Below are 25,476 nucleotides of genomic sequence, written 5' to 3' on the forward strand. Positions count from 1 at the left end.
TTCTATGGCTGACGAACAAGAGTACGGAGCCGGGCAGATACAGGTCTTGGAGGGACTCCAGGCCGTCCGGAAGCGCCCGGCGATGTACGTCGGATCGACGGACGACCGTGGCCTTCATCATCTCGTCTACGAAGTCGTCGACAACGCCATCGACGAAGCGCTGGCGGGCTACTGCGACGCCATCCAGGTAACCGTCCACGACGACGGGTCGGTGAGTGTCTCGGACAACGGGCGCGGCATCCCCGTCGACACACACGAGCAGTACGATCGACCGGCCGTGGAGGTCATCATGACCGTCCTCCACGCCGGCGGCAAGTTCGACAACAAGTCCTACCAGGTCTCGGGTGGGCTCCACGGTGTCGGCGTCAGCGTGGTCAACGCCCTCTCGTCGGAACTGGAGGTAGAGATCAAACGCGACGGCGCCCTCTGGCGGCACCGCTTCGAGCGCGGCGAGCCGGTCGCGGACGCGTTCGAACGCGTCCGCGACCTCGAACCGGACGAGGGGACGGGGACGACCGTCCGCTTCTGGCCGGATACCGACATCTTCGAGGGTATCGACTTCTCCTTCGACACCCTGTCGACGCGGCTTCGCGAACTCGCCTTCCTCAACTCCGGTGTCGAGATCGGACTCGACGACGACCGCGACGGCGAGTCGGTCGCCTTCCGTTACGAGGGTGGCATTCGGGAGTTCGTGGAGTATCTCAACGAGACCAAGACCGCCCTCCACGACGACGTGATCTACTTCGACGACGAGACACGGGATATCTCCGTCGAAGTGGCGATGCAGGCGACCGACGAGTTGCAGGGATCGATCCACGCCTTCGCCAACAACATCAACACCCGCGAGGGCGGCACCCACCTGACGGGGTTCAAAACCGCGCTCACGCGCGTCGTCAACGACTACGCCACGAGCGAGGGGTTGCTCGGCGATCTCGACGGCACTCTCAAGGGAGAGGACGTCCGCGAGGGGTTGACCGCCGTCATCTCGGTCAAACATCCCGATCCGCAGTTCGAGGGACAGACCAAGACCAAACTCGGCAACAGCGAGGTCCGGGGCATCGTCGAGAGTGCCGTCCACCAGCAGATCGGGACGTACTTCGAGGAACACCCGACAACCGCGCAGGCGATCGTCGGCAAGGCCGTCGAGGCGGCGAAAGCCCGGAAGGCGGCCAAGAAGGCCGAGGAACTCACCCGTCGCAAGAGCGCCCTGGAGTCGACGGCGCTCCCCGGCAAACTCGCCGACTGCCAGTCGAAGGATCCGGCCGAGTCCGAACTGTTCGTCGTCGAGGGCGACAGCGCGGGCGGGAGCGCCAAGCAGGGCCGAGATCGGAAGTTCCAGGCCATCCTCCCGCTGAAGGGGAAGATCCTCAACGTCGAGCGACACCGCCTCGACCGTATCCTGGAGAACGACGAAATTCGGGCCCTGATCACCGCCATCGGGACGGGCATCGGCGAGGAGTTCGACATCGAGGACGCTCGCTACCACCGCATCATCCTCATGACCGACGCCGACGTGGACGGCGCACACATCCGAACCCTGCTGTTGACGCTGCTGTACCGACACATGAAGCCGCTGCTGGAACGGGGGTACGTCTACGCCGCCCAACCGCCGCTCTACCGCGTCCGCTATCGCGGCGAGACTTACGACGCGATGAACGAGGCCGAACGCGACCGGATCGTCGAGGAACGGTGCAACGGCAACCCGGATCAAGTACAGCGGTTCAAGGGACTGGGTGAAATGAACCCCGATCAGCTCTGGGACACGACGATGAACCCCGAAAACCGGATTCTGAAGCGTATCACGTTGGAGGACGCGGCGGCCGCCGACCGCATGTTCTCGATCCTGATGGGTGACGCGGTCGAGCCGCGCAAACAGTTCATCAAAGAGCACGCGACCGACGCGGAGTGGGTGGACATATGAGTTCGGACGCTCCGGACGTCCCGGCCGCACGGGTCGACACCGCCCGCATCGAACAGGAGATGGAGCAGTCTTACATCGACTACGCGATGTCCGTCATCGCGGGGCGGGCGCTCCCCGACGCTCGCGACGGCCTCAAGCCCGTCCACCGGCGCATCCTCTATGCCATGCACGAGGCCGGGGTCACCGCCCGTGCTTCCCACCGCAAGTCCTCCTCCGTGGTCGGCGACACGATGGGGGATTTCCATCCGCACGGCGACTCCGCCATCTACGACGCGCTGGCCCGGATGGCCCAGGGGTTCTCGATGCGGGCCCCGCTCGTCGACGGCCAGGGAAACTTCGGCTCCATCGACGGCGACCCGCCGGCAGCCATGCGATACACCGAGGCACGCATGTCGCCCATCGCCGAGGAACTGCTCGCGGACCTCGGGAAGGACACCGTCGATTTCTCCCCCAACTACGACGGCCGCAAGCAGGAACCCGACGTGTTGCCGGCGGCGTTCCCCAATCTACTGGTCAACGGCTCTTCAGGCATCGCCGTCGGGATGTCGACGAACGTTCCGCCGCACAACCTCGGCGAGGTGATCGACGCGACGATCCACCTCATCCGGAACCCCGACTGCACCGTCGAGGACCTGATGGACCACGTCGTGGCCCCCGACTTCCCGACGGGTGCGAACATCGTCGGCCGCAACGCCATATATAAGGCCTACAAGACTGGTCGCGGTCGCCTCCGTGTCCGCGCCGAACTGGAGGCCGACGAGGACCGCATCGTCGTCACGGAACTCCCCTACCAGTCGAACAAGGCGCGCCTGATCGAGCGCATCGCCGACGACGTGAACGAGGGGAAACTGGACGGCATCCGCGATCTGCGCGACGAGTCGGATCGCGACGGCATCCGTATCGTCATCGAACTCAAGCGGGGGGCCAACCCGGACGTGGTTCGAAACCAGTTGCTCGAATCCCATCTCGAAACCACGTTCGGCGTCATCAACCTCGCGCTGGTCGACGGCCAGCCCAGGGTGCTCGATCTCAAGGAGACGCTGTCGGTCTACCTCGATCACCGACGTGAGGTCGTCCGCCGTCGTAGCGAGTACGACCTCGCAGAGGCCGAGGACCGCGCGCACATCCTCGAGGGCCGGTTGACGGCACTGGAGAACGCCGACGAAGTGGTCGAACTCATCCAGGACGCCGAGGACCGCGACGGCGCGAAGGCGGCGCTGAAAGCCGCCTTCGACTTCACCGACGACCAGGTCGACCACATCGTCGCGATGCAACTCGGCAGCCTCACCTCGATGGAGACGGCGGAGATCGAGACGGAGTACGAGGAGGTGCAGGCCCGCATCGAGCGCCTGGAGGAGATCCTGCGCGACGAGGACGAACTCCTCGGTGTCATCGAGGAGGAACTCCGGGAGATCAAAGCCGAGTACGCCGACGAGCGCCGGACCCGGATCATCGAGGACGAGGGCGAGGTGACCGACGAGGACCTCATCCCGCAGGAGGACACCCTCGTCGTCGTCAGCGAGGACGACTACATCAAGCGCATGTCGCTGTCGGCGTTCGAACCCCAGCATCGGGGCGGGAAGGGGATCATCGGAGCCGATCTGAAGGAAGACGACCGGATCTCCTCGGTCTTTCTCGCGAACACCCACGACTACTTGCTCTGTTTCACCAATCGGGGGCAGGTGTACAAGCTCAAGGCCTACCAGATACCCGAGATGAGCCGGACGGCTCGAGGCAAGTCGGCGGTGAACCTGCTCGATCTCGACGACGGCGAGGAGATCGAGGCCGTCGTCGACTGCGAGAACCTGGAGGAAGGGGCGGGGCGCTATCTCACCATGGCGACGAAAGCGGGGCGGGTGAAACGCACCGCCGTCGAGGAGTTCGGCAACATCCTCTCGACGGGCATCCGGGCCATCCGCCTCGCCGAGGGTGACGCCCTCGTCGACGTGGAGTTGACCGCCGGTGACGACGACCTGATCGTCGCCACCGCCGGCGGGATGAGCATCCGCTTCGACGAGGACGAGGTTCGGCCGATGGGCCGGGACGCCCGCGGCGTCGGCGGCATCAAGTTGGACGGCGAGGACCACGTCGTCGGACTCGCGGCGGTCGACCCGACCGACCACGACTGGGTGCTCTCGGTCACGGACAACGGCTACGGCAAGCGAAGCCCGGTCGACGCCTACCGTCAGCAGTCCCGCTACGGAAAGGGACTGATCGACATCAAGACCGACGAGCGCAACGGCCCGACCTGTGCCATCGACGCCGTCGGTGCCGGCGACCAACTCGTCGTGATGAGCGAGTCGGGCCAGATCATCCGCACGCCCGTCGAGGACGTCTCGACGGTCGGACGCAACACGATGGGCGTCATCGTGATGGATCTCGACGCCGGCGACTCCGTCGCGTCGGTGGCGGTGATCCCGGCCGAACGGACCGACGACGACTAGCGGATCCGTCTGTCGAGTGCGCTCGCGGCGAGTTCGCCCGCCGTGTTGTGGTCGTCGAGGATCGGATTGACTTCGACGAGTTCGAGCGACCGCACCGCTGCCCTCGTCGTCACCCGTTCGGTGACTCGGGTGGACACCGACCTGATGTCCGAGAGGAAATTCGCGTCGTCGCGGCCGGCATCGCGTGTCTCTGTTCGCGGTACGAAGGGGTCGCCGGCGTCGCGAACGTCGAAGTCGGCGTTCCGGAGCGTGGCTGGGAGGGTAGTAGAGCGGATCACCGGCGGGCCATGTCGCCGCTGCGGCGACTCGTTCCGTCGGCGGTGGACACTCCGAGGACGCGGATCGGCTCGTGATCCCGGCCGTATCCGCCGCCGGCACACAGCGTCGCGTGGCGGTCGGTCAGCCCGTGTAGGGCGCACAGACGCGGGCGACGCCCTCCTCGAAGTCGATTTCGGGTTCCCAGCCGGTTGCCTCCCGGAGCTTGGTGGCGTCGGCCATGGTGTCGTGGACGTACACCTCTAGGGGGTTCTCGACGTACTCGGGGTTGACGTCCGTCCCGAGTTCGTCGTTGATCATCTCGACCATCGTGTTGAAGGTGTAGCTCTCGCCGGTGCCGACGTTGTAGATGCCCTGCAACTCGTGGTCGGCGGCGAGTTCGATGGCCCGGACCACGTCGTCGACGTGGGTGAAATCCCGGGTCTGGGAGCCATCGCCGAACAGCACCGGCGCCTCGCCGTTGGCGATGGCGTCGGCGAACTGTGCGATCGTGTTGGCGTACTCGCCTTTGTGTTCCTCGGCGCCGCCGTAGCCCTGGTACACCGAGAAAAAGCGCAGGCCGGCGAGGGTCATGTCGTAGTGGTGGCCGAAGTACTCGCCGTAGCGCTCCCGCGCGAGTTTCGACGCCTCGTAGCAGGTGCGGGCCTCGACCGGCATGTCCTCGGGCGAGGGTTCGGTCCGGGAGCCGTAAATCGAGGAGGTGGTCGCGTAGACCACGGTGTCACAGCCGTCCTCGCGGGCCTGTTCGACCGTGTTGACGAACCCCTCGACGTTGACGCGGGTGGCCTCGCGTTTGTTCTCCTCGACCATCGTATACGAGGAGTACGCCGCGAGGTGGAAGACGACGTCGACGTCGGTGGGCAGGTCGTCGTCGAGGACGCTCCCGTCGACGAACTCGACGCCGCCCTCGCCGGTCGAGTCGCCGTTCTCGTCGACACCGTCGAGGTTCTCCGGCGTCCCGAGATGGCAGTCGTCGAGGGCGATGACCTCGTTGTCGGTCGCGAGGCGATTGGCCAGGTTCGATCCGATGAATCCCGCACCGCCCGTGACGAGGACTCGCTTTCCGTTCATACCGGGGGAAATCCCGACAGATCCAAAGCCGTATCGCTTTCATCGCGACGGGGAGCCCGGAGCGGGGCCGGTTTTTCCACATCCCTCGAATTTAATAACGCGAGTCACCAACTCGGAGGCATGTCATCAATCGAACTGACGTCGAGCCAGAGGACGATCCTCACGGCCCTGATCAACCTCCATCGCGAAACCGAGGACGCGGTCAAAGGCGAGGACATCGCCGAGGAAGTCGACCGAAACCCCGGCACCATTCGCAACCAGATGCAGAGCCTGAAGGCCCTCCAACTCGTCGAGGGTGTACCGGGACCGAAGGGCGGGTACAAGCCGACGGCCAACGCCTACGAGGCCCTCGACGTGGACCAGATGGACGAACCCGCGGCCGTCCCGCTGCTCCACAACGGTGAGCCCGTCGACACCGCGAACGTGGGCGAGATCGACCTCTCGTCGGTTCACCACCCCGACCTCTGTCGCGCGGAGATTCACGTCCAGGGTTCCGTCCGTGAGTTCCACGAGGGTGACGAGGTTCGTGTCGGCCCCACCCCGCTCTCGAAACTCGTCATCGACGGGACGGTGGACGGCAAGGACGACACCGAAAACATCCTGATCCTACGCATCGACGACATGCGAGCACCCGCGGAACAGCCGGAACACTAGCCCGGTCGCGGCCGTCCGAGGCGGCCACTCGCCTTCCGAACCGGTCGAATACGTACGTTCGGGAACGGCCACGAGGAGCCGATCCGCCCTGCCTACATGTCCGACCAGGCGTCGATGGCCCGGCCGACGGAGGAGACGTCGGCGATCCAGCGCGCGGCGACCGCCTTCTTCAGCAGTTCGGCGCCGATGCCGCCGAAGGTGTTGACCGGGAGGAGATCGACGCCGTGGGCGACCGCCTCGTCGCCAACGGAGACGAGCGTCCCCTTGTCGTCGTGAGTCCACGTCCGGAGCGACTGCCCCTTGGCGGCGCGAACGAGGTTCTCGCCGGCGACCTCGGCGGCCTGCCAGGCGGCCTGTGCCGTCGGTGGGGCGAACTCCTCGGGGCCCTGCTCGACGAGGGCCGTATCACCGATGGCGAATACCCGCTCGTCGCTCGTCTGGAAGTCGCGATCGGCGTATACCCGGTTGCTCCGGTCGTCCTTGTCGATCTCGGCGTCGGCGATCTCGTCCTGGCCGGTGATGCCGCCGGTCCAGAGGAACACGTCGTAGTCGAGTTCGGTCGGATCCGCTTCCTCGCCGCCGCCCACGTAAATCGTCTCTTCGTCGACTTTCGAGACGAACTCGCCGCACATGATGTCGATGCCGGCGGCTTCGAGGCGCTTGCGGAGAGCCCCCTGGAGTTCGGGATCGTTGCCCGGGAACACCTCGTCGAGCCCTTCGACGAGGGTCACGTCGATCGGCGCGCGGTGTTCGTCCCGGTAGGCGGCGATCTCGCCTGCCGACTGGATACCGGAGAGACCGGCCCCGCCGACGACCACCTGTGCGGGGTCGGAGCGGGTGGCGTCGGCGGCCGCGTCGGCCACGTCGCGATGGACTTCCCGGGCGTCGTCGAGGCTCTTGAGCGTGCGGGAGTGTTCTTTCAGTCCCTCGATGCCGTAGAACGCCGTGCGACTCCCGAGGGCGACGAGCAGATAGTCGTAGGGAACCGGTTCGTCGTCTTGCAGGTGAATCTCCCGTTCGTCGACGTCGATACCCGTGACGTGCCCCTGCCGGAAGGTCGTCTCCGGAGATTTGATCTCGTCGACGGGAATGGAGATCTTGGAGGCGACGCTCGTATCGCGGATCACGCGGTGGGCCTCGTGGAGAACGAGATGATAGTCGTGCTCGGAGATCCAGGTCAGTTCGGCGCTACCGTCCGCTACTTCTTCGAAGCGAGTGACGGCACCGGCACCGGCGTACCCGGACCCGAGAACGACGACCTGAGAGGTCATACTCGCCAGTCGGAATCCATCCGTTATAGGGGTGTTGAAACCGCCGCGGGGGAGTGCGAACCGCCCCTTGATCTGATAGATAGCGTACAGTTACAGCGAGAGGCCGGCGTGCCACGCGCCGGCGTCGGCCTCCTCGCGGCGGCCGTCCATCTCGTGGAGGAGCGCGGCGGCCAGGCTGCCGACCGCCGCGGCCCGACCCTCCCCTTCGGTGCGGAACTCGCCGGTCGTCCGGTTGGCGAAGACGGTGCACACCGCGCCCGCTCGAAGCCCGTAGAGGTTCGCGAGCGTCAACACGGCGCTTGCCTCCATCTCGATGTTCTTGACGTTCGCGGTCCGAAGGTCGTCGAGCAACGTCTCGCTCCCGGCCGCCTCGAAGCCCTCGAATCCCGGGCGGGCCTGCCCCGCGTAGAAACTGTCCGTACTGAGGGTGACGCCGCAGTGGTAGTCGTAGCCGAGGCGTTCGGCGGCCGCGATCAGCGCCGAGACGACCGCGTGATCGGCGACGGCGGGGTACTCCTCACGGACGTACTCCTCGCTCGTCCCTTCGCCACGGACGGCACCCGTCGTGATGACCAGATCACCGACGCCAATCTCCGGGTGGATGGCTCCACAGGACCCCACCCGGAGGAACGTCTCCGCGCCGACGCGAGCGAGTTCCTCGACGGCGATGGAGGCGGACGGACTGCCGATCCCCGTCGAGGTAACCGAGAGCGGCGCGCCCTCGTACGTTCCCGTCGCAGTGCGGTACTCACGGTGGCTCGCGACCCGTTCGGCCTCGTCCCAGTGGTCGGTGACGACGTCGACGCGGTCCGGGTCGCCAGGCAACAACACCGTCTCCGCCACGTCGCCAGGAGCGACGTCGAGGTGGTACTGCTGGCCGCTATCGTCTGTCATAGGTGGCCGTACGAAAACGGACGTGAAATAGCTGCGGTGGGCTACTCGTCGTTCGGGACCCTGCGACTGCGGCCGCGGGACGCGACCGGGGACTACTGGTATTCCGGGGTGACCCAGCTACAGGTCGAACACGCGTGGATGCCCTGCACGTTCAGCACGTCGTTCTCGCAGGACGGACAGGTCGACAGTTCGGACGGGTCGGCCGGGCGACTGAGTCGTGCCATCTTGATAGTACGATGTCACTCCCAACATAAAAGGCTGCTGTGAGTATGTATTGCACAGACGTAATATTGTCTAAGGAAGTTGTGTCTGAATCAGATTTGATGTACGTTCGTTTCGCACAGATTCATTCTCCACTACGTTTGGCTGCTTCGAGCGTCTCCGGACCGATGGTCGACGGGAGCAGTTCGCCGAGGGTGTACTCGCTCGTCGTCCCGTCGCCCTCGTCACAGACCACCCGCAGGTCGTCGTCACAGAACTCCGCGAGGGTCTGGCGACACATCCCGCAGGGCGTGACCCCGTCGCGTGCGCCCGAGGTCACGGCGAGACGGTCGAACGTGCGGTGGCCGTCCGTGACGGCCGACGCGAGGGCTACCTCTTCGGCGTGGAGGCTGTTGCTGTAGTTGGCGTTTTCGATGTTACTGCCGGTGAAGACGGTGCCGTCGGTGGTTCGGATCGCGGCACCCACTCGATACTCCGAGTACGGGACGTACGCCGTATCGAGGGCGTCACGGGCGCGTTCGACGAGGGTGTCGGTCACGCTCGGCCCGTACACGCCGAGGGCGCATATGGGTTGGCACGACCGGGTCGGTACCGCGTCCGTTCCGTCGTCTGCGACGCCGGAGATCGCTCCGCTGTCGCCGGTTTCGGCGATGGGAACCTCCCATCCGAACGACCCGTCGGCCGACGGCTCGCACCCGGGGAACTTTTACTCGCGGAGCGCCGATCGGAACCTATGGCACTCCCGCAGGGTGAGGCGTCGACACCGAACCGACGGCGCGCGTTGCTCGCGGTGACGCCGTTCTTGTTGCTCGGGCTCGCCGACGTGCTCCTCCTCCTGTTCTGGGGGATCGAGCCGCTGTGGGCGTTCGCCATCCTTCCACCGATCCTCTTCTGTACGGTACTGGCGTGGCTGGCGTTCAGCACCGACTTCCTCGACGAGCGCACCTAGCGACCGGTGTCGTACTTGTAGGTCGCACTCTCCGGGTCGATGCCGAAATCCTCGGCGTCGGCCTCCGGGGACTCCTCCCCTTCCGCGCCGGGGGTCGCGTTCTTGAACGCCTCCCGAAGCCGGCCTGGCATCACGAACTCGTCGACGTCCAGGGCCGTCGCGACGGCGTCGGGCTGAACTGCCTCCCGCTTTGCCGTCACCCGCTCGGCCATCCGCTCCGGAAGCGTACTCGATTCGACGGGGTCGAAGCCGAACCGCGCCAGATAGTTGGGCTGGTCGGTCACCGAGTAGACAGTCTCGAACCCCTCGGCGGCCGCCGTCTCGACGAGGCGCTCGACGACGTGGGCGCCGACGCCCTGCCCGCGCCACGCGGGCAGGACGCCGACGCCGGTGAGTTCACAGTAGTCGCCGGCGTCGGTCTTGTGGATGCGAACCCGGCCGAACCCCGCCCGCTCGTTCGTCTCTTCGTCCACCGCGATGACGTAATCCCGGGACCGGAAGGCGGCGTCGTCGAGGGCCATCTCCTCGATGTGGTCGAGCAACCAGGCCTCGTCTCGGTTCTTGGCATCCCGGACGTACATGCTGCGACGTAGTGAGCCGGGGGGTAAAAGGATTTGCCGGCAGCAGGGCCCAGAAGGGCTGGAACGTCTTCCCCGCTCGTGGCCCACCCGCGCCACGACGATGGCGAAGATCGTGGCACCGTACGCGATCAGCGTTGGAATCAACGCAAACGGGAACGGACTCGGGAATCCACTTCTCCGACGGCACCGTTCGACCGGAAGACGACACCGCTACGGCGCTCATAAACGTTCACATGACGCATGAGTATCCCTACCGAGCGGAGTTCATCCGACGAGATGCGCCCTCGTCGTGGAGATCACTGGGGACCGTCGGCCGCGGAACGGTGCCATCCGACGTGACGACCGACATACTCAAACGTCCGGTCGCCGTGGTTCCGGCGGGATGATGTTGCCGACACACGCCATCGCCGGGATGCTGTTGGCTCTGCCGGCGGCACTCGCCATGCCCGAGTTCGGGAGTGTCGCACTCGGAGCGGGCTTTCTCGGCGGCGTCCTGCCCGATCTGGACATGTACGTCGGCCACCGCGAGACGCTGCACTATCCGGTCTACTACGCGGCCGTCGGCGTGGCGAGTCTACCCGTAACGCTGCTGATTCCGTCGGCGACGACTGTCGGCCTCACGGCACTCTTGCTCGCTGCGGCGGCCCACAGCGTCGCCGATGTCTTCGGCGGCGGGTTGGAACTCCGGCCATGGGAGGCTACGTCGCGACGTGCCGTCTACGACCACTACCATGGCCGCTGGATCGCACCACGACGGGGCGTCGGATACGACGGATCGCCGACCGACCTCCTGTTGACTGTTCTGCTCGCCGCACCCTTGCTCGCCGTCGTCGGTCCGCCGTACCGGTGGCTCGTCGCCGGCGCACTCGTCGTGGCGATCGTCTACGCATCCGTCCGTCGTACCCTCCCGACGGTCGCGGAACACCTCGTATCGTCGCTTCCAGCGTGGACGACGCCCTACCTCCCGGCCCGGTATCGGGCCCGTCACGCCCCGGCCGACGAGTAGTCGGCACCGATGGAACCGATGATCGACACGCTCGGATTCGGGACGCTGGTGTTCCAGGCCGCCATCGGCGGGATCCTTCTCGAAGCCCTTCGCCGGCGAGACGTGACCGTCGCCGTCAACGCCGCCGTCGCGTTCGGTCTCGCCGTCCTGCCCACGGCCGCTCTCCCGTGGGTTGCCGACGTCGGGTCTCCCCTCGCGCTGTGGATCGCCGTGGCCGGCTTGCTCCACTGTCTGGGCATGTTCGGACTCTACGAGTCCGTGTGGTGGTGGGACCATCTGACACACACGGTCTCGGCCGGTCTGGTCGCCGCACTGATCTACGCCGCCCTCCTCGTGAGCGCCCCCGACGGGACCGTCACGGGACGACCCCCGCCCACCCTCCCGAGTGCGACGATCCTGCTGACCGTCGCTGTCGGCGTAGCCTGGGAACTGATCGAACTGATCGCCCGCGAGATCGGAGAGCAGTACGGCGTCGAACCGGTACTCGTTCACTACGGCCGGCGGGACACGGCGCTCGATCTGGGATTCGACGCCGTCGGCGCGCTCGTGACCGTCGCCATCGATCTCCGCCTCTTCGTGCCAGTCGTCGAACGGCTTCCCGTCCCGACCGGCGTGGCGCTCCTCTGGAGCGTGAGCGTCGCCATCGCCGGCTCGATACTCGTGTTCGTCGGTCTCCGGATGGCGAGGTGAGGCCTACACCGCGTCGAGTCCGATCCGCCGGTCTTCCGGCACGCCGGCGTCACCCACGGCGACCTCGGCCACGCCCTCGGCACCGTCGTCCGGGTCGGGGAGTACGACCGTCCCGCCGGCCAGCAACGGTGCGATCACGCCAGCGATCACCGCACGCGGGTCGGCGAGCGACGCCCGGAGCGCGACGGCCCTCCCGTCGTTTAGCTCCGCCGTGTCGACCACGCCGCTCGCCCGCTCCAACAGGTCGCGGTGTGACCACGTCGACCCGCCGTCGAAGACGACCGGCTCGCCGGGCGACCGCTCACCGGGGGGCATCGACGGGTTCTCGCTCCAGACGACGCCCTCCCAGTGGGTCGTCGTCGTCGCCGCCGGTGCGCCACCGTACACCAGCACCTTCCGATCGCCGTCGTCGAGGTCACGTTCCCGGTCGACGTGCCCCATCACGACCCGCGCGTCGGCATTCGCGTCGAACGTGACCCGGGCCCCCAGTAGCGCCGCGCCGAACAGCGTTCCGAGGATCTGGGGTTCCGGGTCGGGGTCGAGGGCGACGGTCGACCCCTCGTGGACCCCGAGGTGACTGAGCGCGTGGCCGGCCTTCCAGGCGGTCGTACAGAAGTCGCGATAGCTGATCTCGCGGTCGCGGGCGACGATCCGGAGGGCGATTCGCTCGCTCCGCCGGTCGCGGCCGACGAGATCGCCGAGGACGGAGACGGTCATTCAGAAACTACTCTTGATCCGCTCGAAGAAGCCCTCGTTCACGTCGACTTCCTCGCCGCCGGCCTCGGCGAACTGCTTGAGTGCCTCGCGTTGCTCCTCGTTCAAGTCGTCGGGCGTCACGACCTGTACTTGGACGTAGAGATCACCACGCCCCCGACGCCGGAGGCGGGGCATGCCCTTCCCTTTCAGGCGGAACGTCTCGCCGCTTTGGGTCCCCGACGGGACGTCCATCTCGACGGTACCGTCGAGCGTCGGCACCTCGACGGTGTCGCCGAAGGTCGCCTGTGGGAAGGAGATGGGATGCTGGTACTGCAGGTCGTCGCCGTCGCGGTCGAAGTCGGGATGGTCGGCGACCGACACCTCGATCAGGAGGTCGCCGTTCGGTCCGCGGTTTTGCCCGGGCGCACCCTCGCCCTCCATCCGGAGGGTCTGCCCGTCGCGGATGCCCGCCGGAATGTCGACCGAGAGCGTCGACTCCTCGCGGACCTGTCCCTCGCCGCCACAGGTCGAACACGTCTCGCTGTAGAGAGTGCCCTCGCCCGAACACCGCCGGCAGGTGCCGGTCTGTTGCATCCGGCCGAACGGCGTCTGTTGGACCTGGGTCACCTGTCCGCGGCCGTCGCAGTTCGGACATGTCTCCGCGTCGGCGTCGGGCGGGTGCCCCTCACCGTCGCAGTCCGAACACCGTTCCGGTCGGGTGACCGTGAACTCGCGCTCGACGCCCTCGAAGGCCTCTTCGAGGTCGAGTCGAAGCGAGGTGCGGAGGTCCTGTCCCTGTCGGGGACGGTCGCCGCCGCCACCGCCACCGCGACCGCCGCCGAAGAACTGCTCGAAGATGTCCTCGAAGCCGCCGGCGCCACCGCCACCACCGCCGAAGGGGTTCCCACGGGCGCCGCCGGCGCCACCACCGCCGCCGTCGAAGCCGCCCCGCTTCTCGGCCTGTTCGAAGCGTTCGTGACCCATCCGGTCGTACGCCTGGCGCTTCTCCTCGTCGGTGAGGATCTCCTTTGCCTTCTGTACCTTCTTGAACTTCTCCTCGGCGTCCGGGTCGTCGCTGACGTCGGGATGGTACTCGGATGCCTTCGTCCGGTACGCCCGTTTGATCTCGTCTTCGGAGGCATCCCGGGACACGCCGAGTACGTCGTAGAAATCCTCTGTCATCAGTTGTCACCTCGTATCGGTCCCACCTATTTCAAAAACGCGGCTCGGAGCCTACGTGTCGTCCTCGTCGTCGTCTTTCTCCTCGAAGTCGGCGTCGACGTACTCGTCGCCGTCGGCGGCACCGGCGCCCGCGTCGGGACCGGGACCGCCCATGCCGCCCATGCCACCGGCGCCCGCACCCGCACCGCCGGCGCCGGCCTGGGCTTGCTGGGCCTGCTCTTGGTACATCTGCTTGCCGATCTCTTGGAGTTCCTCGGAGAGCGCTTCGGTCGCGTCTTTCAGGTCTTCCGTCTCCGCGTCCTCGTCGTCGAGGGTCTCCTCGACGTCGGCGATAGCCGCTTCGACCGACTCGCGGGTCTCGTCGTCGACGTTCTCCTCGTTCTCTTCGAGGAGCGTCTCGGCGCGCTGAATCGCGCTCTCGGCGTCGTTGCGGGCCTCGATCCGCTCGCGGCGCTCTTGGTCCTCCTCGGCGTGTTCCTCGGCTTCCTCCTGCATCCGTTCGATCTCCTCGTCCGAGAGGCCGGCACCGCCCTCGATGGTGATCGACTCGGCGTTGCCGGAGCCCTTGTCCTCGGCCTCGACGTTGACGATGCCGTTCTCGTCGATGTTGAACGAGACCTCGATCTGGGGGGTGCCCGCGGGCGCCGGCGGGATGCCGGTCAACTGGAACTCGCCGAGCAGTTCGTTCTCCTCGGCAATCTCGCGTTCACCCTGGAAGACGCGGACCTGCACCATCGTCTGGTTGTCCGCCGCGGTGGTGAAGATCTTCGACTCCTCGGTCGGGATGGTGGTGTTCTTCTCGATCAGGCGCTCGAACAGGCCACCCTTGACCTCGATTCCCAGCGACAGCGGCGTCACGTCCAGCAGGACGATGTCGTCGACCTCGCCGCCGAGAACGCCGCCCTGGATCGCCGCACCCAGCGCGACGGCCTCGTCGGGGTTGACGTTCTTTTTCGGCTCTTGGCCCACCAGTTCCTCCACTTTCTCCTGGACCTGTGGCATCCGGGTCGACCCGCCGACGAGGATCACCTCGTCGATGTCGCTTTTCGAGTAGCCGGCGTCAGAGAGGGCCTGCTCGGTCGGGTCGACCGTCCGCTCCAGCAGGTCGCCCGTCAGCGACTCGAACTTCGCGCGCGTGATCGACGTTTCGAGGTGGATCGGGCCGTCGTCCGTCGCCGTGATGAACGGCAGGTTGACGTCCGCCTCCTTGCGCGAGGAGAGTTCCACCTTGGCCTCCTCGGCGGCGTCTTTCAGCCGCTGGAGCGCCTGTCGGTCCTCGCGGAGGTCGATCCCGTGGTCGCTTTCGAACTCCTCGGCGAGGTGGTCGATGATCGCCTGGTCCCAGTCGTCGCCGCCGAGGTCGTTGTCACCGTTGGTCGCGACGACCTCGTAGACGCCGCCGCCCAGATCGAGTACCGACACGTCGAACGTCCCGCCCCCGAGGTCGAACACGAGGACGGTCTGATCCGACTCGTCGTCGAGACCGTAGGCCATCGAGGCCGCCGTCGGCTCGTTGACGATGCGCTCGACCTCGAAGCCGGCGATCTCGCCGGCGTCCTTGGTCGCCTGTCGCTGCCGGTCGTTGAAGTACGCCGGCACCGTGATGACCGCCTTCTCGACCTCGTCACCGAGGTACTCCTCGGCGTCCCGCTTGATCTTCTGGAGGATCATCGCCGAGATCTGCTCGGGTGTGTACTCCTCGTCGTCGATCTCGACAGAATAGTCCTCCTCGCCCATGTGGCGCTTGATCGACTGGATCGTACGCTCGGGGTTCTGGACGGCCTGGTTTTTCGCCGGCTTCCCGACGAGGCGTTCGTCGTCGGTGAAAGCGACGACGGAGGGTGTCGTCCGGTCACCCTCGCCGTTTACGATGATCTCCGGCTCGCCTCCCTCCATGACCGCGAACGCGCTGTTCGTGGTCCCGAGGTCGATGCCCAGAATTTTGTTGCTCGCCATCTTGTCCGTGATTACCGGTTTAGTTCGGTTAAAGGTTACTAGACGGGCCGAGTCGCCGTTCCCATCCGGGTCGCTCCCGTCGTTCGATTTCGGAACCGCTCGTCACTCGGCACCGACACCATTTATGTAGAACTGCAATCAGCGGCCCCGGGGCCGCGCCTCAGGCCGGTCCCTCGCTGACCGTCACCTGTGCCTCCTGGATGACCGACCCCGCCATCTCGTACCCGGGACGGTAGACGTCGACGATGGACCCTTCGGGTTCGTCGCTCTCGACGCGCATCATCACCTCGTGACGGGTCGGGTCGACATCGTCGCCCGCCTCCGGTTCGATAGCCGACACGTTCTCCGATTCGAGGACGCGATCCAGCGACGCGAGCGTGGACTCGACGCCGTCCCGGATGTCGACGTCGTCGTCCTGTTCGAGCGCACGGACCAGGTCGTCCCGGACCGGCACCAGACGGGCCACGAAGTCCTCCGTGGCGCGCTCTTTGAGTTCTTCTTTCTGTTGCTCGGTGCGTTTCTTGTAGTTCTGGAAGTCGGCCTGCTTGCGTTTCAGCCGGGACTCCAAGTCGTCGGCACGGGCCTGCTCCTCGTCGAGTTCCGCCTCGAGTTCCTCGATACGCGCTTCGAGGTTCCCGACGGCCGCGCCGAGGTCGGCGTCGTACTCGCCGACGCGGTCGGCGAGATCGACGGCCTCTCCGGCGTCCTCGTCGTCGGGGGCGGCGCCGTCCGTCGTCGTTCCGTCGGCCGTATCCTCTTGCATACCCGAAGGAAACGCCTCGGGTCGCTTAAGGCTTGCAGAACACGCTCACTGATACATCCCGAGCGGCCGCGCCTGCGAACTCGTCTCCTCGGCCTCCTGCATCTGTCGGGCCAGTCGGCGCTTGGCTCGCCTGATCTCCTCCGCGCTGTCGGTGAGTTCGTCAACCGGAATCTCCACGCCGAGCAGCGGGCCGATCCCGCTCTGGAGCAGGTGTGCGGCCGCCCGCGGGTCCGGGAACTGCGGTGTCGACTCCACGATCAGCCCCAGCGCCGTCGTCCCGGTGCGGACGGCGTGGCTCAACAGCGCTCCCGTCGGCCCCGAGACGAGCCCCGACTCGTCGGGAGCCTCGATTCCGACGGCTGCGAGGCTATCGTCGGCGTCGCCCGTGGCGATGCCGTACAGCCCCGGCGTCGTGCCGTCATCGCGCTCCCGACCGATCCCGCTCAGGTAGATGGGAGTCACCTCGTCGCCGTCCGCCCACGCCGACAGACATTCGGCGAACTCCAAGGCCGCCGGGGGTGTCACTGGGACGTCGCTCCGGAGTGCGAGCAGGTCCCGTTCCGCGTCGGCGTACAGCCGAACCGGCGTCGTCAGATCGTGGTCGCCGCTCTGATAGGTCGCCACCGGCGGCAACCCCTCGCAGTGGACGTCCGCGTAGTGGACCATGTCGAACGTCTCTGCGAGGTGGTCGGTCGCGAGTTTGCCCACGAGGCCGACGCCCGGGAGTCCCTCGACCAGCGTCGGCGCGTCGAGCGATACGTCGTCGTGGTGTATCTCGATCCCGCTCATGCGAACGCCTTCGACCGGGAGTCCCGTAAGGATGGTGCGTGGGATGATGTCCCCCCGGGCGTCGGGATCGGCCCCAAAGGCACAAATCCACCCACGCTCTACGGCGCGCATGGTCACGTTTCTCGCCGGCGGGACGGGCACGCCGAAGCTCCTCGACGGGGCCGAGGCCGCCTTCGATCCCGCGACGATCACGGCCGTCGCCAACACCGGCGACGACGTGGAACTCGGCGGCCTGCTGGTCTGTCCCGACCTCGATACCGTCCTCTTTCGGGGTGGCGGCGTCCTCGACCGCGAGACGTGGTGGGGGATCGACGACGACACGACCGCCACTCACGCGGAACTGGGGCGGATCGCCGCCGCCGCCGGACTCGACGACGGACCCCGGTATCTGCCACCCGACCGGCAGACTGCCGGCCGTCGCCTCGCCCGCTGGCGGCGCTTCTCCGGCGTCGCCGAATTCATGGAGATCGGCGATCGGGACCGGGCGGTCCACCTCACCCGGACCAGTCTGCTGGACGAGGGGTCGACTCTGACCGAGGCGACCCACCGTCTCTCCGACGCCTTCGACCTCACGGTCGATCTCCTGCCGATGAGCGACGACCCCGTGGCGACGATCGTCCACACCGAGGCGGGGGCGATGCACTTCCAGGAGTACTGGGTGGCTCGCCGGGCCGCGCCCGCGGTCGAGGACGTCGAGTTCCGGGGGGCGGCGTCGGCCGACCCTACCCCCGCCGTCCGCGACGCCCTCGACGGCCCGGTCGTGATCGGCCCATCGAACCCCGTCACGAGCGTCGGGCCGATCCGGGCGCTTCCCGGTGTCGAGGCCGCCCTCGACGACACACCGGTCGTCGCCGTCTCCCCCTTCATCGAGGACCAAGTGTTCTCGGGGCCGGCCGCCGACCTCATGCGCGGGGTCGGTCTTGATCCCTCGACCGCCGGCGTCGCTGAGGCCTACCCCTTCGCCGACGCGTTCGTCCTCGACGACGCGGACGGCACGGCGCTCGACCGCCCGGTCGTGCGGACCGACACCCGGATCGACGGGCCCGACGACGCCCGGCGGGTCACTCGCGCCGTCGCCGACGCACTCGCGGAGGTACGCTGATGCTCGCCCTCGCCAGCCTCAGCGGCGCGGCCGACGCCGCGTGGGCACGGGAAGGCGCCGCGTTCGCCGACCTCGCCTTCCTCGGCGGCATCGCCGTCGACGACGACGCTCGCGAGGCGGCCCGCGATCTGGTCGCCCGCGGACGCGAGGAGTTCCTCCCCGAGGACCCGGTCGCCTTCGTCGAGGCCGAACTCGCCGCCCTTTCCGACGCGCCGATCCGCCCCGGGATGAACGTCCGAAGCGCGACCGTCGACCCGCTCCGGGAGGCCGCAGCGATCTGTGCCCGCCACGACGCGGTCGTCGAGATCAACGCCCACTGCCGACAGGACGAACTCCGCGCGGTCGGCTGTGGCGAGACACTGCTTCGCGATACGGCGCGTCTGGAACGCTACGTCGCCGCGGCGGCCGACGCCGGGGCGACCGTGAGCGTGAAAGTCCGCGCCGAAGTCGACGGCGTGGACCTCCCGACGACGGCGCGGCGGCTCTCGGCGGCGGGAGCGGACGCCATCCACGTCGACGCGATGGACAGCGAACCCGTCGTCGCCGCCGTCGCCGCCGCCGCACCCGACCTCTTCGTCCTCGCGAACAACGGCGTCCGCGACCGGCGGACGACCTGGGAGTACCTCGGCTACGGCGCCGACGGCGTCAGCGTCGGTCGGCCGAGCGACGACCCCGCGGTCCTTCGGCGGGTCGCCCGCGCGGTCGACGCCTGGGAGTGCCGGAGCGCCGGCGACGCGTCGACGCTCCGGGGCGACGGGGAGGTGCCCGGATGAGCGATCACCCTCGCCCCGACATGACGCCGGTCGACCACGCCGAACTCGCCCTGTTGCTGGAGGTGGCGAGCACGCCCAAGCCGGGCAACGTGGACCGTCACCGCGACCACGACGACCTCCGGTTCGAGCATTTCCTCGCGGGAGCGGTGGGCGCTCGCCCCGGACTGCAACTGGCCGCCGACCCGGAGCGCCCGCCGATCGGCGACGCCTTCGAGCGCGCGGTTCGCGGCATGAGCCAGCAGGACGGCGACAACACGCAGTTTGGCTGTTTGCTCTTGCTCGTCCCGCTGGTTCGGGCGGCTGCGACGGATCGGCTCTCCCCCGCCGGCGTCGCCGAGGTGACCGAAGCGACGACCGTCGACGACGCCGCGGGCTTCTACCGCGCGTTCGACCACGTCGACGTGGCGGTCGACGACCCGCCGCCGGACGCGGACGCCCTCGACGTACGCCGCGGCGCCGACGCGGTCCCGGCGCTCCGGGAGCGCGACCTGACGCTTTCGGACGTACTGTCGTTGAGCGCCGAGCGCGACGGCAACGCCCGCGAGTGGACGACCGGCTTCGAGCGCACGTTCGCGGCCGCCGACCGGGTGCTGGTGGACGAGGGTCCCGTGACCGACCGCCTCGCTCGGATCTTCCTCGACCTGTTGGCCGAACGTCCCGACACCCTCGTCGCGATCGAACACGGCGACGAGCGAGCCGCAGCGGTGAGTCGACGGGCCGACGCCGCCCGCGGGGATCTGGCGGCCGCCGAGGAACTGGCCGAGGCGTTCCGCGAGGAGGGGATCAACCCCGGGACCACCGCCGACCTCACTGCGGCGGTGGCCTTCGTCGCGCTCGAACGCGGGGTGCCGGTGTGACGGCGTCCGGCGACTGGCCGGTCGACCTGCGCGGCGTCACCGAGTCGGTCGTGGCCACGCTCGGCCCGAACGATCGCTGGAACCAGGCGGCGCTCGGCCTCCACGCGCCCGACGACCCGGCCGATCCCGTGACCGCGACGACGTGGGGACGGACCCGAACCCGTGGCAACTTCGAGCGCCGCGGCGGTGGCGTCGTCCAGTTCACGACCGACCCCCGGGAGTTCGTCGACGCCGCCCTCGACGTGACCGAGACGGCCGACCCCGTGCGACCGGGCGCCGCCGCGTGGGTCGAGGTGACGGTCACGCGCCTCGACGAGGGCGTCGAGGACGGCACCGAGTGGGTCCAGTGGAAGCTCTCGCCCGGCGACCCGACGATCCGATCACGGACGGTCCCCACGATCAATCGCGGGTTCTACGCCGTCGTCGACGCGACGGTGGCCGCCTCGCGGCTCGACGTGCCCGCCTACGACACTGACAGGCTGCTCGACCGCCTGGCGTATTTCGCCGAGACGGTCGAGCGCTGTGGCGGGACGGGGGACCGCGAGGCCTTCGCTCGCATCGACGACTTGGTCGGGTGGCGTGAGCGATGGAACGACCCGTAGCTCGCGCGTATCGGTTGGGATGTCGGCTTCGGTACCCGGTAACCGATCCTCGACCGACCGGCCGGACGACGATTCCGAAGCGTCGTCCGCGGGAAGGTCGTCTCCGTCAACCGGTGATCGGATCCTCAGTACAGATCGCTGTTCATCGCCTCCAGTTCCGTCTCGATGTCGTCGAGGATACCGTTCGTCCGCCGCATCACCTCGACCTCCGAAGTACTTGACGAGACTCGTCGTATTCTATCGAAGGCGTCCACCAAGTCGATCGTTCCACCGAACGAATACTCGTTGCCGACGATGTCACTGCATTCGACCGTCCACGACAGAGACGGCTCCACTTCCGTCCCTCGTTGGTTCCGCAGGGATAGCTCCTCGGCCGCCACCAGTGGTTCGAGATGATCGACCGTGAGAGGGTCCTCGTGACCACGACCGTCGGTGATCGTGACGGGCATCCAGTAGTCCCTCCCGGACGAGAGAAACGGCGATCGCCAGGCGTCCTCGCTCTCTCCGAGCTCCCATTCCGCGGTAAGGTCGACGGCCGCTTCGCGCCCGGTATTTTCTATCAGAAAAACGATAGAATCGTCGATGACGTCGATATCCGCCCGGATCAACGGCTGATACTCCTTCTCCATGAGCTTTTCTTGGTTCCGAAGGATCTCCGTCTGTCGTTGATAGATGGAGACGAGGATGAACGTCAGCAACAGCGAGAGGGTCCCGACCAGTATGTCGGCTATCTCGCCGGGCGAATAAGGCAGACGTATCGCGACGAGGTTGAGGACGCCCGTGGTTTCCGCCGCCGCCCAGATGGCCAGAATCGTGGAGACGACGACGATTTCCCGTCGGTGGGTTCGAAACTGTGTGCGTATGATCTTCGATAACTGTGTCTCGAAGTCTTCTTCGTCCCCATCTTTTCGCATATATCGCCTCGTTTTTTTGCTTCCGGACATGTCGTTTCATAATCATTTCTTCCGTATATAGTCCACTGCCGGATGGATCGAACTCTTTTGACTTCCGCGGCGCCAAGACGAAACTTTACTAAACGCTCCCGAGGGTATGAGAGATATGGCTATCAAACCCAAATACGTCAAACAGCTCGGCGGGATCCTCCTGGAGCGATATCCGGAGGCGTTCAACACGGACTTCGAGACGAACAAGGAGAGCGTCTCGAAACTGACGAACGTCGAATCGAAGGGCGTTCGCAACCGGATCGCGGGCTACATCACGCGGAAGAAGTCGGGCGCGGCCGCAGAGGCCTGAGCCGGAGATCTTCTCGGTCCACCACGGTCGGGAGCGGCGGCGTCGCCCGCCTCGGTCGGCACCCTCAGTCGGGCCGCGGGAGTTCGACGTAGAACACGACACCGCTCGGATCGTTGGCTTCGGCCCACACGCGGCCGTCGTACCTGTCGACGAGGATGTCGACGATGGAGAGTCCGAACCCGCCCCAGTCGCGACTGTGTTCGAATCCGCCGCCGTCGAACAGCGCGTCGCGCCGCGCCGCCGGGATGCCGCGCCCATCGTCGGCGATGCTCACCGTCACCGTCTCCGCGTCCGCTTCGATACCGACGCTCACCCGGAGCGACTCGGGATCGTTGTGTTTGCACGCGTTCGTCAGGAGGTGATCGAACACCGTCTCCAGCATGTCGTCGGCGCGGACGCGGAGGTCGGCGTCCGGCGGGGATATCTCGACGGTCGCCGTGGGATACGACTCCCGAACGCTCTCGACCGCCGCCAAGAGCGGGTCGGCGATGAGGACTCGACGCTCGCTCGACTCGCCGGTCACGTCGGCCGCGAGGCGCCGTGCGGTCTGGACGAGGTCGACGATCTCCTCGCTCAGGTGGCGGGCCACGTCGACGTCTTCACGTCGATCCGACGGAACGGCGGCGGCGAGCGAGTCGAGTTTCGCCAACACGAGGTTCATGCCGTTGAGGACGTTGTGACGGAGCAGTCGGTTCAGGAACTCGATCCGGGCACGCTCCTCGGCGAGTTCGTGCTCGCGTTGCGTGCGCTCGGTCACGTCTCGCAGCGCCGAGAGGTGACGTCCCGGGAGGACGTTCGCGGTGGCGGCGAAGGCGACCGTTCGGGTCTCGCCGTCAGGACGGACGAGGTCGACCTCGCCGCGCTGACCACCGGCCTCGAGAAACGTCGACCACTGTGCCCCAGTGCTCGCGTCCTCGGGCATGAAGTCCTCGATCCGCTTTCCCACCAGTTCCGTCCGCGAGAGGCCGAACAGCTCTGCGGCTGCGGGGTTGGCGGCCACGTACCGTCCCCGGTCGTCCGTGATGACGAGTGCGTCGAGTGTCCCCTCGAACACCGCCCGGAACTGGCGCTCCTGTTCGCTCAGCCGCCGGTGGCGACGCCGGGAACGCACGTCGTACCGACTGACGAGCAAGCCGGCGACGGCGCCGGTCGCGGCCACGTCGTAGGCGAGAAACAGCGGCGACTCGACGACGTGGCCGTGAGCGACGTGCGCGGTGAGCACGTACAGCGAGACGGCTCCGGAGGCCGCGAGACCGGTCACGACCCAGAACGCCGTCACCAGCGGCGCCGTGCCATCGTCGCTTCCCCAGCGGAGCCACAGCCCCGTCAGAAGCAACACGGCACCAAAGGAAAGCGGCAGCAGGTCGCCGGCGACGGAATCGACGGTCGTGGCGTGTCGTGCGGCGTGGAGCACCGGAATCCCCATCAGAAAGAGCCCAACGCCGGCCACGGCACCGCTTCCGAGACGCCGCCGCCAGGGTACCGGCACGTCGTCGACGACCGCCCCCAGCCACCCGATCAACCCCGCCCGCCGGGGGTGCTCGCCGAGACGGGTGGTGAAGTCGCCTCCGACGGGCTCTCCGACGCGGTCGTCGGCGTTCCCGTGTCGTTCGCTCACGGGAGTGGCGTTCGAAGGGCCGCCGTATATGCGTATTGAACTTCGACGGGGCGGAATCCGGGCGCTTGGTCAGAACCGGTCGGTGCGGCCGGACGCGGTCCAGGCGTCGGTCGGCACGTTTCCGGGGACGCGGACCGACCGGTGCTGGAGCCCCTCGATCCGCCCGGCGAACGTCCAGGGATCCGTGGTCCGGGCGTCGTCGGACGACTCCGCGGCCGCCGCCGCGGCGAGATAGCCGTCGCGGACGTGTGCTCCGACCGCGGCGGCGATGGCGGCAGCCTCGTCGTCGGTCGCGTCGTCGGGAATCTCTACGTGCATCTCAGATCGGGATGTTACCGTGTTTCTTTTCGGGGTTCGACACCCGCTTGGTGGTGAGCATCCCGAGGTCGTCGACCAGTCGCGACCGGGTGTTCTGGGGTTCGATCACGTCGTCGATGAACCCGCGGTCCGCGGCCGTGTAGGGGTTGGCGAACTCCTCGCGGTACTCGTCGACGAGACCCTGACGCCGAGCCTCGGGATCGTCGGCGTCGGCGAGTTCGTCGCTGTAGAGGATGTTCACGGCCCCCTCCGGCCCCATCACGGCGAGTTCTGAGGACGGCCACGCGTAGTTCACGTCCGCGCCGAGGTGTTTCGACGCCATGACGCAGTAGGCGCCGCCGTAGGCCTTACGCGTGATGACGGTGAGCAGTGGAACGGTCGCCTCGGAGTAGGCGTACAGAAGCTTCGCGCCGTGGCGGATGATCCCCCGGTGTTCCTGGTCGGTGCCGGGCATGTATCCGGGCACGTCGACGAAGGTGAGGATCGGAACGTTGAACGCGTCACAGAAGCGGACGAACCGCGAGGCCTTCATGCTGGCGTCGACGGTGAGCGTCCCGGCGTTCGACCGGGGTTGGTTGGCGACCAGACCGACCGAACGCCCGTCGAGACGGCCGAACCCGACGACGACGTTTTTCGCCCAGTCGCCGTGGATCTCGAAGAATGAGCCCTCGTCGACGATGGCGTCGATCACGTCGGTCATGTCGTAGGGTTTCTGTGGCTGATCGGGCACCACGTCCGTGAGTTCGTCCGCCGAGCGGTCCGGGTCGTCCCAGGGATCGACCCGCGGCGGATCCTCGACGTTGTTCTGGGGGAGATAGGAGAGCAGGCGACGGATGTTGTCGAGGGCCGTCTCCTCGTCCTCGAAGGCGCGGTGGGCGACGCCGGTCTCCGAGGCGTGGGTGACCGCCCCGCCGAGTTCCTCGAAGGTTACCTCCTCGCCGGTGACCGTCTTGATGACGTCCGGCCCGGTGATGAACATGTGGCTCGTGTCCTTCACCATGAAGACGAAGTCGGTGATGGCGGGGGAGTAGACCGCACCGCCGGCACAGGGACCCATGATGCCCGAGATCTGGGGCACGACACCGCTTGCCTGCTCGTTGCGGTGGAAGATGTCGGTGAAGCCGGCGAGGCTCCGGACTCCCTCCTGGATGCGTGCACCCGCGGAGTCGTTGAGGCCGACGATCGGCGCCCCCACGTCCATCGCCTTGTCCATCACCTTGCAGATCTTCTCGGACATGACCTCGCCGAGCGACCCGCCGAAGACGGTGAAGTCGTGGGCGAAGACGAACGTCTTGCGGCCGTTCACCTCCCCGTATCCGGTGACGACGCCGTCGCCCGGGAGTTTCTTCTCCTCCATGCCGAACTTGTGGATCCGGTGGGTCCGGAACTGGTCGAACTCGGTGAAGGTCCCGTCGTCGAGGAAGTAGTCGATCCGCTCGCGGGCGGTCATCTTCCCCTTGTCGTGTTGGGACTCGATCCGGTCTTCACCCCCGCCGAGGAGCGCCCGCTCCCGTTTTTCCCGGAGTTCCTCGATCCGCTCGTCCATGGTCATGGCCGACCACCTATCATTGTCCACAAAAGGTCCGA

Annotated in this window: 27 protein-coding genes; 11 read left to right on the plus strand and 16 right to left on the minus strand. The window is 67.1% G+C overall.

Going from position 1 to position 25,476, the window contains the following annotated elements; all coding sequences use genetic code 11:
- Nucleotides 1–4 precede the first annotated feature (4 nt).
- Both gyrB and gyrA read left to right on the plus strand, forming a co-directional pair.
- Nucleotides 5–1,921: a DNA topoisomerase (ATP-hydrolyzing) subunit B gene (gene gyrB, locus NBT82_RS04995; RefSeq protein ID WP_251330473.1), complete on the plus strand. Its 1,917-nt coding sequence runs from the start codon at nt 5–7 to the stop codon at nt 1,919–1,921.
- Nucleotides 1,918–4,365, plus strand: a complete 2,448-nt coding sequence (gene gyrA, locus NBT82_RS05000; protein ID WP_251330474.1) for a DNA gyrase subunit A — start codon at nt 1,918–1,920, stop codon at nt 4,363–4,365. Before gyrB ends, gyrA begins: the two co-directional genes overlap by 4 nt.
- Here gyrA and NBT82_RS05005 read toward each other — a convergent pair.
- Nucleotides 4,362–4,643, minus strand: coding sequence for a hypothetical protein (locus tag NBT82_RS05005; RefSeq protein WP_251330475.1), 282 nt, complete (start codon nt 4,641–4,643; stop codon nt 4,362–4,364). The two genes, gyrA and NBT82_RS05005, sit on opposite strands and share 4 nt — an antisense overlap.
- 121 nt (nt 4,644–4,764) lie before the next feature.
- Nucleotides 4,765–5,712 carry an NAD-dependent epimerase/dehydratase family protein gene (locus NBT82_RS05010; protein WP_251330476.1) on the minus strand — a complete coding sequence of 316 codons (948 nt, stop codon included), beginning with the start codon at nt 5,710–5,712 and terminating at the stop codon, nt 4,765–4,767.
- A gap of 120 nt (nt 5,713–5,832) precedes the next feature.
- On the opposite strand from NBT82_RS05010, the gene NBT82_RS05015 reads away from it, so the two are divergent.
- Complete coding sequence (locus tag NBT82_RS05015; RefSeq protein WP_251330477.1) at nt 5,833–6,366, plus strand: Rrf2 family transcriptional regulator; 534 nt, start codon at nt 5,833–5,835, stop codon at nt 6,364–6,366.
- A gap of 92 nt (nt 6,367–6,458) precedes the next feature.
- On the opposite strand, the gene NBT82_RS05020 is transcribed toward NBT82_RS05015, so the two are convergent.
- From NBT82_RS05020 to cdd, 4 genes are all read right to left on the minus strand, one after another.
- Nucleotides 6,459–7,637, minus strand: a complete 1,179-nt coding sequence (locus NBT82_RS05020) for an NAD(P)/FAD-dependent oxidoreductase (protein ID WP_251330478.1) — start codon at nt 7,635–7,637, stop codon at nt 6,459–6,461.
- 90 nt (nt 7,638–7,727) lie between these two features.
- Nucleotides 7,728–8,531, minus strand: a complete 804-nt coding sequence (locus tag NBT82_RS05025) for a nucleoside phosphorylase (RefSeq protein ID WP_251330479.1) — start codon at nt 8,529–8,531, stop codon at nt 7,728–7,730.
- Between the two features lie 92 nt (nt 8,532–8,623).
- The gene (locus tag NBT82_RS20005; protein WP_256476677.1) at nt 8,624–8,755 is read right to left on the minus strand and encodes a hypothetical protein; all 132 of its coding nucleotides are present in this window, start codon (nt 8,753–8,755) and stop codon (nt 8,624–8,626) included.
- Nucleotides 8,756–8,877: 122 nt separating this feature from the next.
- Entirely contained in the window at nt 8,878–9,291 is a 414-nt protein-coding gene (gene cdd / locus NBT82_RS05030; protein WP_251330480.1) for a cytidine deaminase, read from the minus strand.
- Nucleotides 9,292–9,486: 195 nt separating this feature from the next.
- Between cdd and NBT82_RS05035 the strand changes: the two genes are divergently transcribed.
- Complete coding sequence (locus NBT82_RS05035; RefSeq protein WP_251330481.1) at nt 9,487–9,702, plus strand: DUF8142 family protein; 216 nt, start codon at nt 9,487–9,489, stop codon at nt 9,700–9,702.
- Here NBT82_RS05035 and NBT82_RS05040 read toward each other — a convergent pair.
- Nucleotides 9,699–10,283 (minus strand): GNAT family N-acetyltransferase, encoded by a 585-nt coding sequence (locus NBT82_RS05040; RefSeq protein ID WP_251330482.1) that lies wholly within the window; start codon nt 10,281–10,283, stop codon nt 9,699–9,701. The two genes, NBT82_RS05035 and NBT82_RS05040, sit on opposite strands and share 4 nt — an antisense overlap.
- Before the next feature lie 382 nt (nt 10,284–10,665).
- Between NBT82_RS05040 and NBT82_RS05045 the strand changes: the two genes are divergently transcribed.
- A complete protein-coding gene (locus NBT82_RS05045; RefSeq protein WP_251330483.1) occupies nt 10,666–11,289 on the plus strand; it encodes a metal-dependent hydrolase in 624 nt (207 codons plus the stop codon).
- Between the two features lie 9 nt (nt 11,290–11,298).
- Nucleotides 11,299–11,979: a DUF2238 domain-containing protein gene (locus NBT82_RS05050; RefSeq protein ID WP_251330484.1), complete on the plus strand. Its 681-nt coding sequence runs from the start codon at nt 11,299–11,301 to the stop codon at nt 11,977–11,979.
- A 3-nt stretch (nt 11,980–11,982) separates the two neighbouring features.
- On the opposite strand, the gene NBT82_RS05055 is transcribed toward NBT82_RS05050, so the two are convergent.
- The 5 genes from NBT82_RS05055 to NBT82_RS05075 form a co-directional block, all read right to left on the minus strand.
- Nucleotides 11,983–12,696, minus strand: coding sequence for a long-chain fatty acid--CoA ligase (locus NBT82_RS05055; protein WP_251330485.1), 714 nt, complete (start codon nt 12,694–12,696; stop codon nt 11,983–11,985).
- On the minus strand, nt 12,697–13,857 hold the full coding sequence (gene dnaJ, locus NBT82_RS05060; RefSeq protein ID WP_251330486.1) for a molecular chaperone DnaJ: 1,161 nt from the start codon (nt 13,855–13,857) through the stop codon (nt 12,697–12,699).
- Nucleotides 13,858–13,908: 51 nt separating this feature from the next.
- Complete coding sequence (gene dnaK, locus NBT82_RS05065) at nt 13,909–15,813, minus strand: molecular chaperone DnaK (RefSeq protein WP_251330487.1); 1,905 nt, start codon at nt 15,811–15,813, stop codon at nt 13,909–13,911.
- 160 nt (nt 15,814–15,973) lie between these two features.
- Nucleotides 15,974–16,576, minus strand: coding sequence for a nucleotide exchange factor GrpE (locus tag NBT82_RS05070; RefSeq protein WP_345780675.1), 603 nt, complete (start codon nt 16,574–16,576; stop codon nt 15,974–15,976).
- Between the two features lie 45 nt (nt 16,577–16,621).
- Nucleotides 16,622–17,365, minus strand: coding sequence for a proteasome assembly chaperone family protein (locus NBT82_RS05075; protein WP_251331352.1), 744 nt, complete (start codon nt 17,363–17,365; stop codon nt 16,622–16,624).
- A gap of 109 nt (nt 17,366–17,474) precedes the next feature.
- Here NBT82_RS05075 and cofD point away from each other — a divergent pair, with 109 nt between their 5' ends.
- The 4 genes from cofD to NBT82_RS05095 are packed head-to-tail and all read left to right on the plus strand — an operon-like array spanning nt 17,475 to nt 20,699.
- Nucleotides 17,475–18,467, plus strand: coding sequence for a 2-phospho-L-lactate transferase (gene cofD, locus NBT82_RS05080; RefSeq protein WP_251330488.1), 993 nt, complete (start codon nt 17,475–17,477; stop codon nt 18,465–18,467).
- Nucleotides 18,467–19,240, plus strand: a complete 774-nt coding sequence (locus NBT82_RS05085; RefSeq protein ID WP_251330489.1) for a tRNA-dihydrouridine synthase — start codon at nt 18,467–18,469, stop codon at nt 19,238–19,240. The genes cofD and NBT82_RS05085 overlap by 1 nt, the downstream gene beginning before the upstream one ends.
- Nucleotides 19,237–20,097: a triphosphoribosyl-dephospho-CoA synthase gene (locus tag NBT82_RS05090; protein WP_251330490.1), complete on the plus strand. Its 861-nt coding sequence runs from the start codon at nt 19,237–19,239 to the stop codon at nt 20,095–20,097. The genes NBT82_RS05085 and NBT82_RS05090 overlap by 4 nt, the downstream gene beginning before the upstream one ends.
- Nucleotides 20,094–20,699, plus strand: a complete 606-nt coding sequence (locus NBT82_RS05095) for a DUF447 domain-containing protein (RefSeq protein WP_251330491.1) — start codon at nt 20,094–20,096, stop codon at nt 20,697–20,699. Before NBT82_RS05090 ends, NBT82_RS05095 begins: the two co-directional genes overlap by 4 nt.
- A gap of 125 nt (nt 20,700–20,824) precedes the next feature.
- Here the strand turns inward: NBT82_RS05095 and NBT82_RS05100 are convergent, their stop codons facing one another.
- Nucleotides 20,825–21,613: a hypothetical protein gene (locus NBT82_RS05100; protein WP_251330492.1), complete on the minus strand. Its 789-nt coding sequence runs from the start codon at nt 21,611–21,613 to the stop codon at nt 20,825–20,827.
- Nucleotides 21,614–21,758: 145 nt separating this feature from the next.
- Here NBT82_RS05100 and NBT82_RS05105 point away from each other — a divergent pair, with 145 nt between their 5' ends.
- Nucleotides 21,759–21,953, plus strand: coding sequence for a 30S ribosomal protein S17e (locus tag NBT82_RS05105; protein WP_251330493.1), 195 nt, complete (start codon nt 21,759–21,761; stop codon nt 21,951–21,953).
- 64 nt (nt 21,954–22,017) lie between these two features.
- Here NBT82_RS05105 and NBT82_RS05110 read toward each other — a convergent pair whose 3' ends face one another.
- The 3 genes from NBT82_RS05110 to NBT82_RS05120 form a co-directional block, all read right to left on the minus strand.
- A complete protein-coding gene (locus tag NBT82_RS05110; RefSeq protein WP_251330494.1) occupies nt 22,018–23,571 on the minus strand; it encodes an ATP-binding protein in 1,554 nt (517 codons plus the stop codon).
- Between the two features lie 69 nt (nt 23,572–23,640).
- Nucleotides 23,641–23,889: a DUF8022 family protein gene (locus NBT82_RS05115; protein WP_251330495.1), complete on the minus strand. Its 249-nt coding sequence runs from the start codon at nt 23,887–23,889 to the stop codon at nt 23,641–23,643.
- A 1-nt stretch (nt 23,890) separates the two neighbouring features.
- Nucleotides 23,891–25,435, minus strand: coding sequence for an acyl-CoA carboxylase subunit beta (locus NBT82_RS05120; RefSeq protein WP_251331353.1), 1,545 nt, complete (start codon nt 25,433–25,435; stop codon nt 23,891–23,893).
- Nucleotides 25,436–25,476: the final 41 nt, after the last annotated feature.

The sequence above is a fragment of the Haloplanus sp. HW8-1 genome, assembly GCF_023703795.1.
Taxonomy (GTDB): Archaea; Halobacteriota; Halobacteria; order Halobacteriales; family Haloferacaceae; genus Haloplanus; species Haloplanus pelagicus.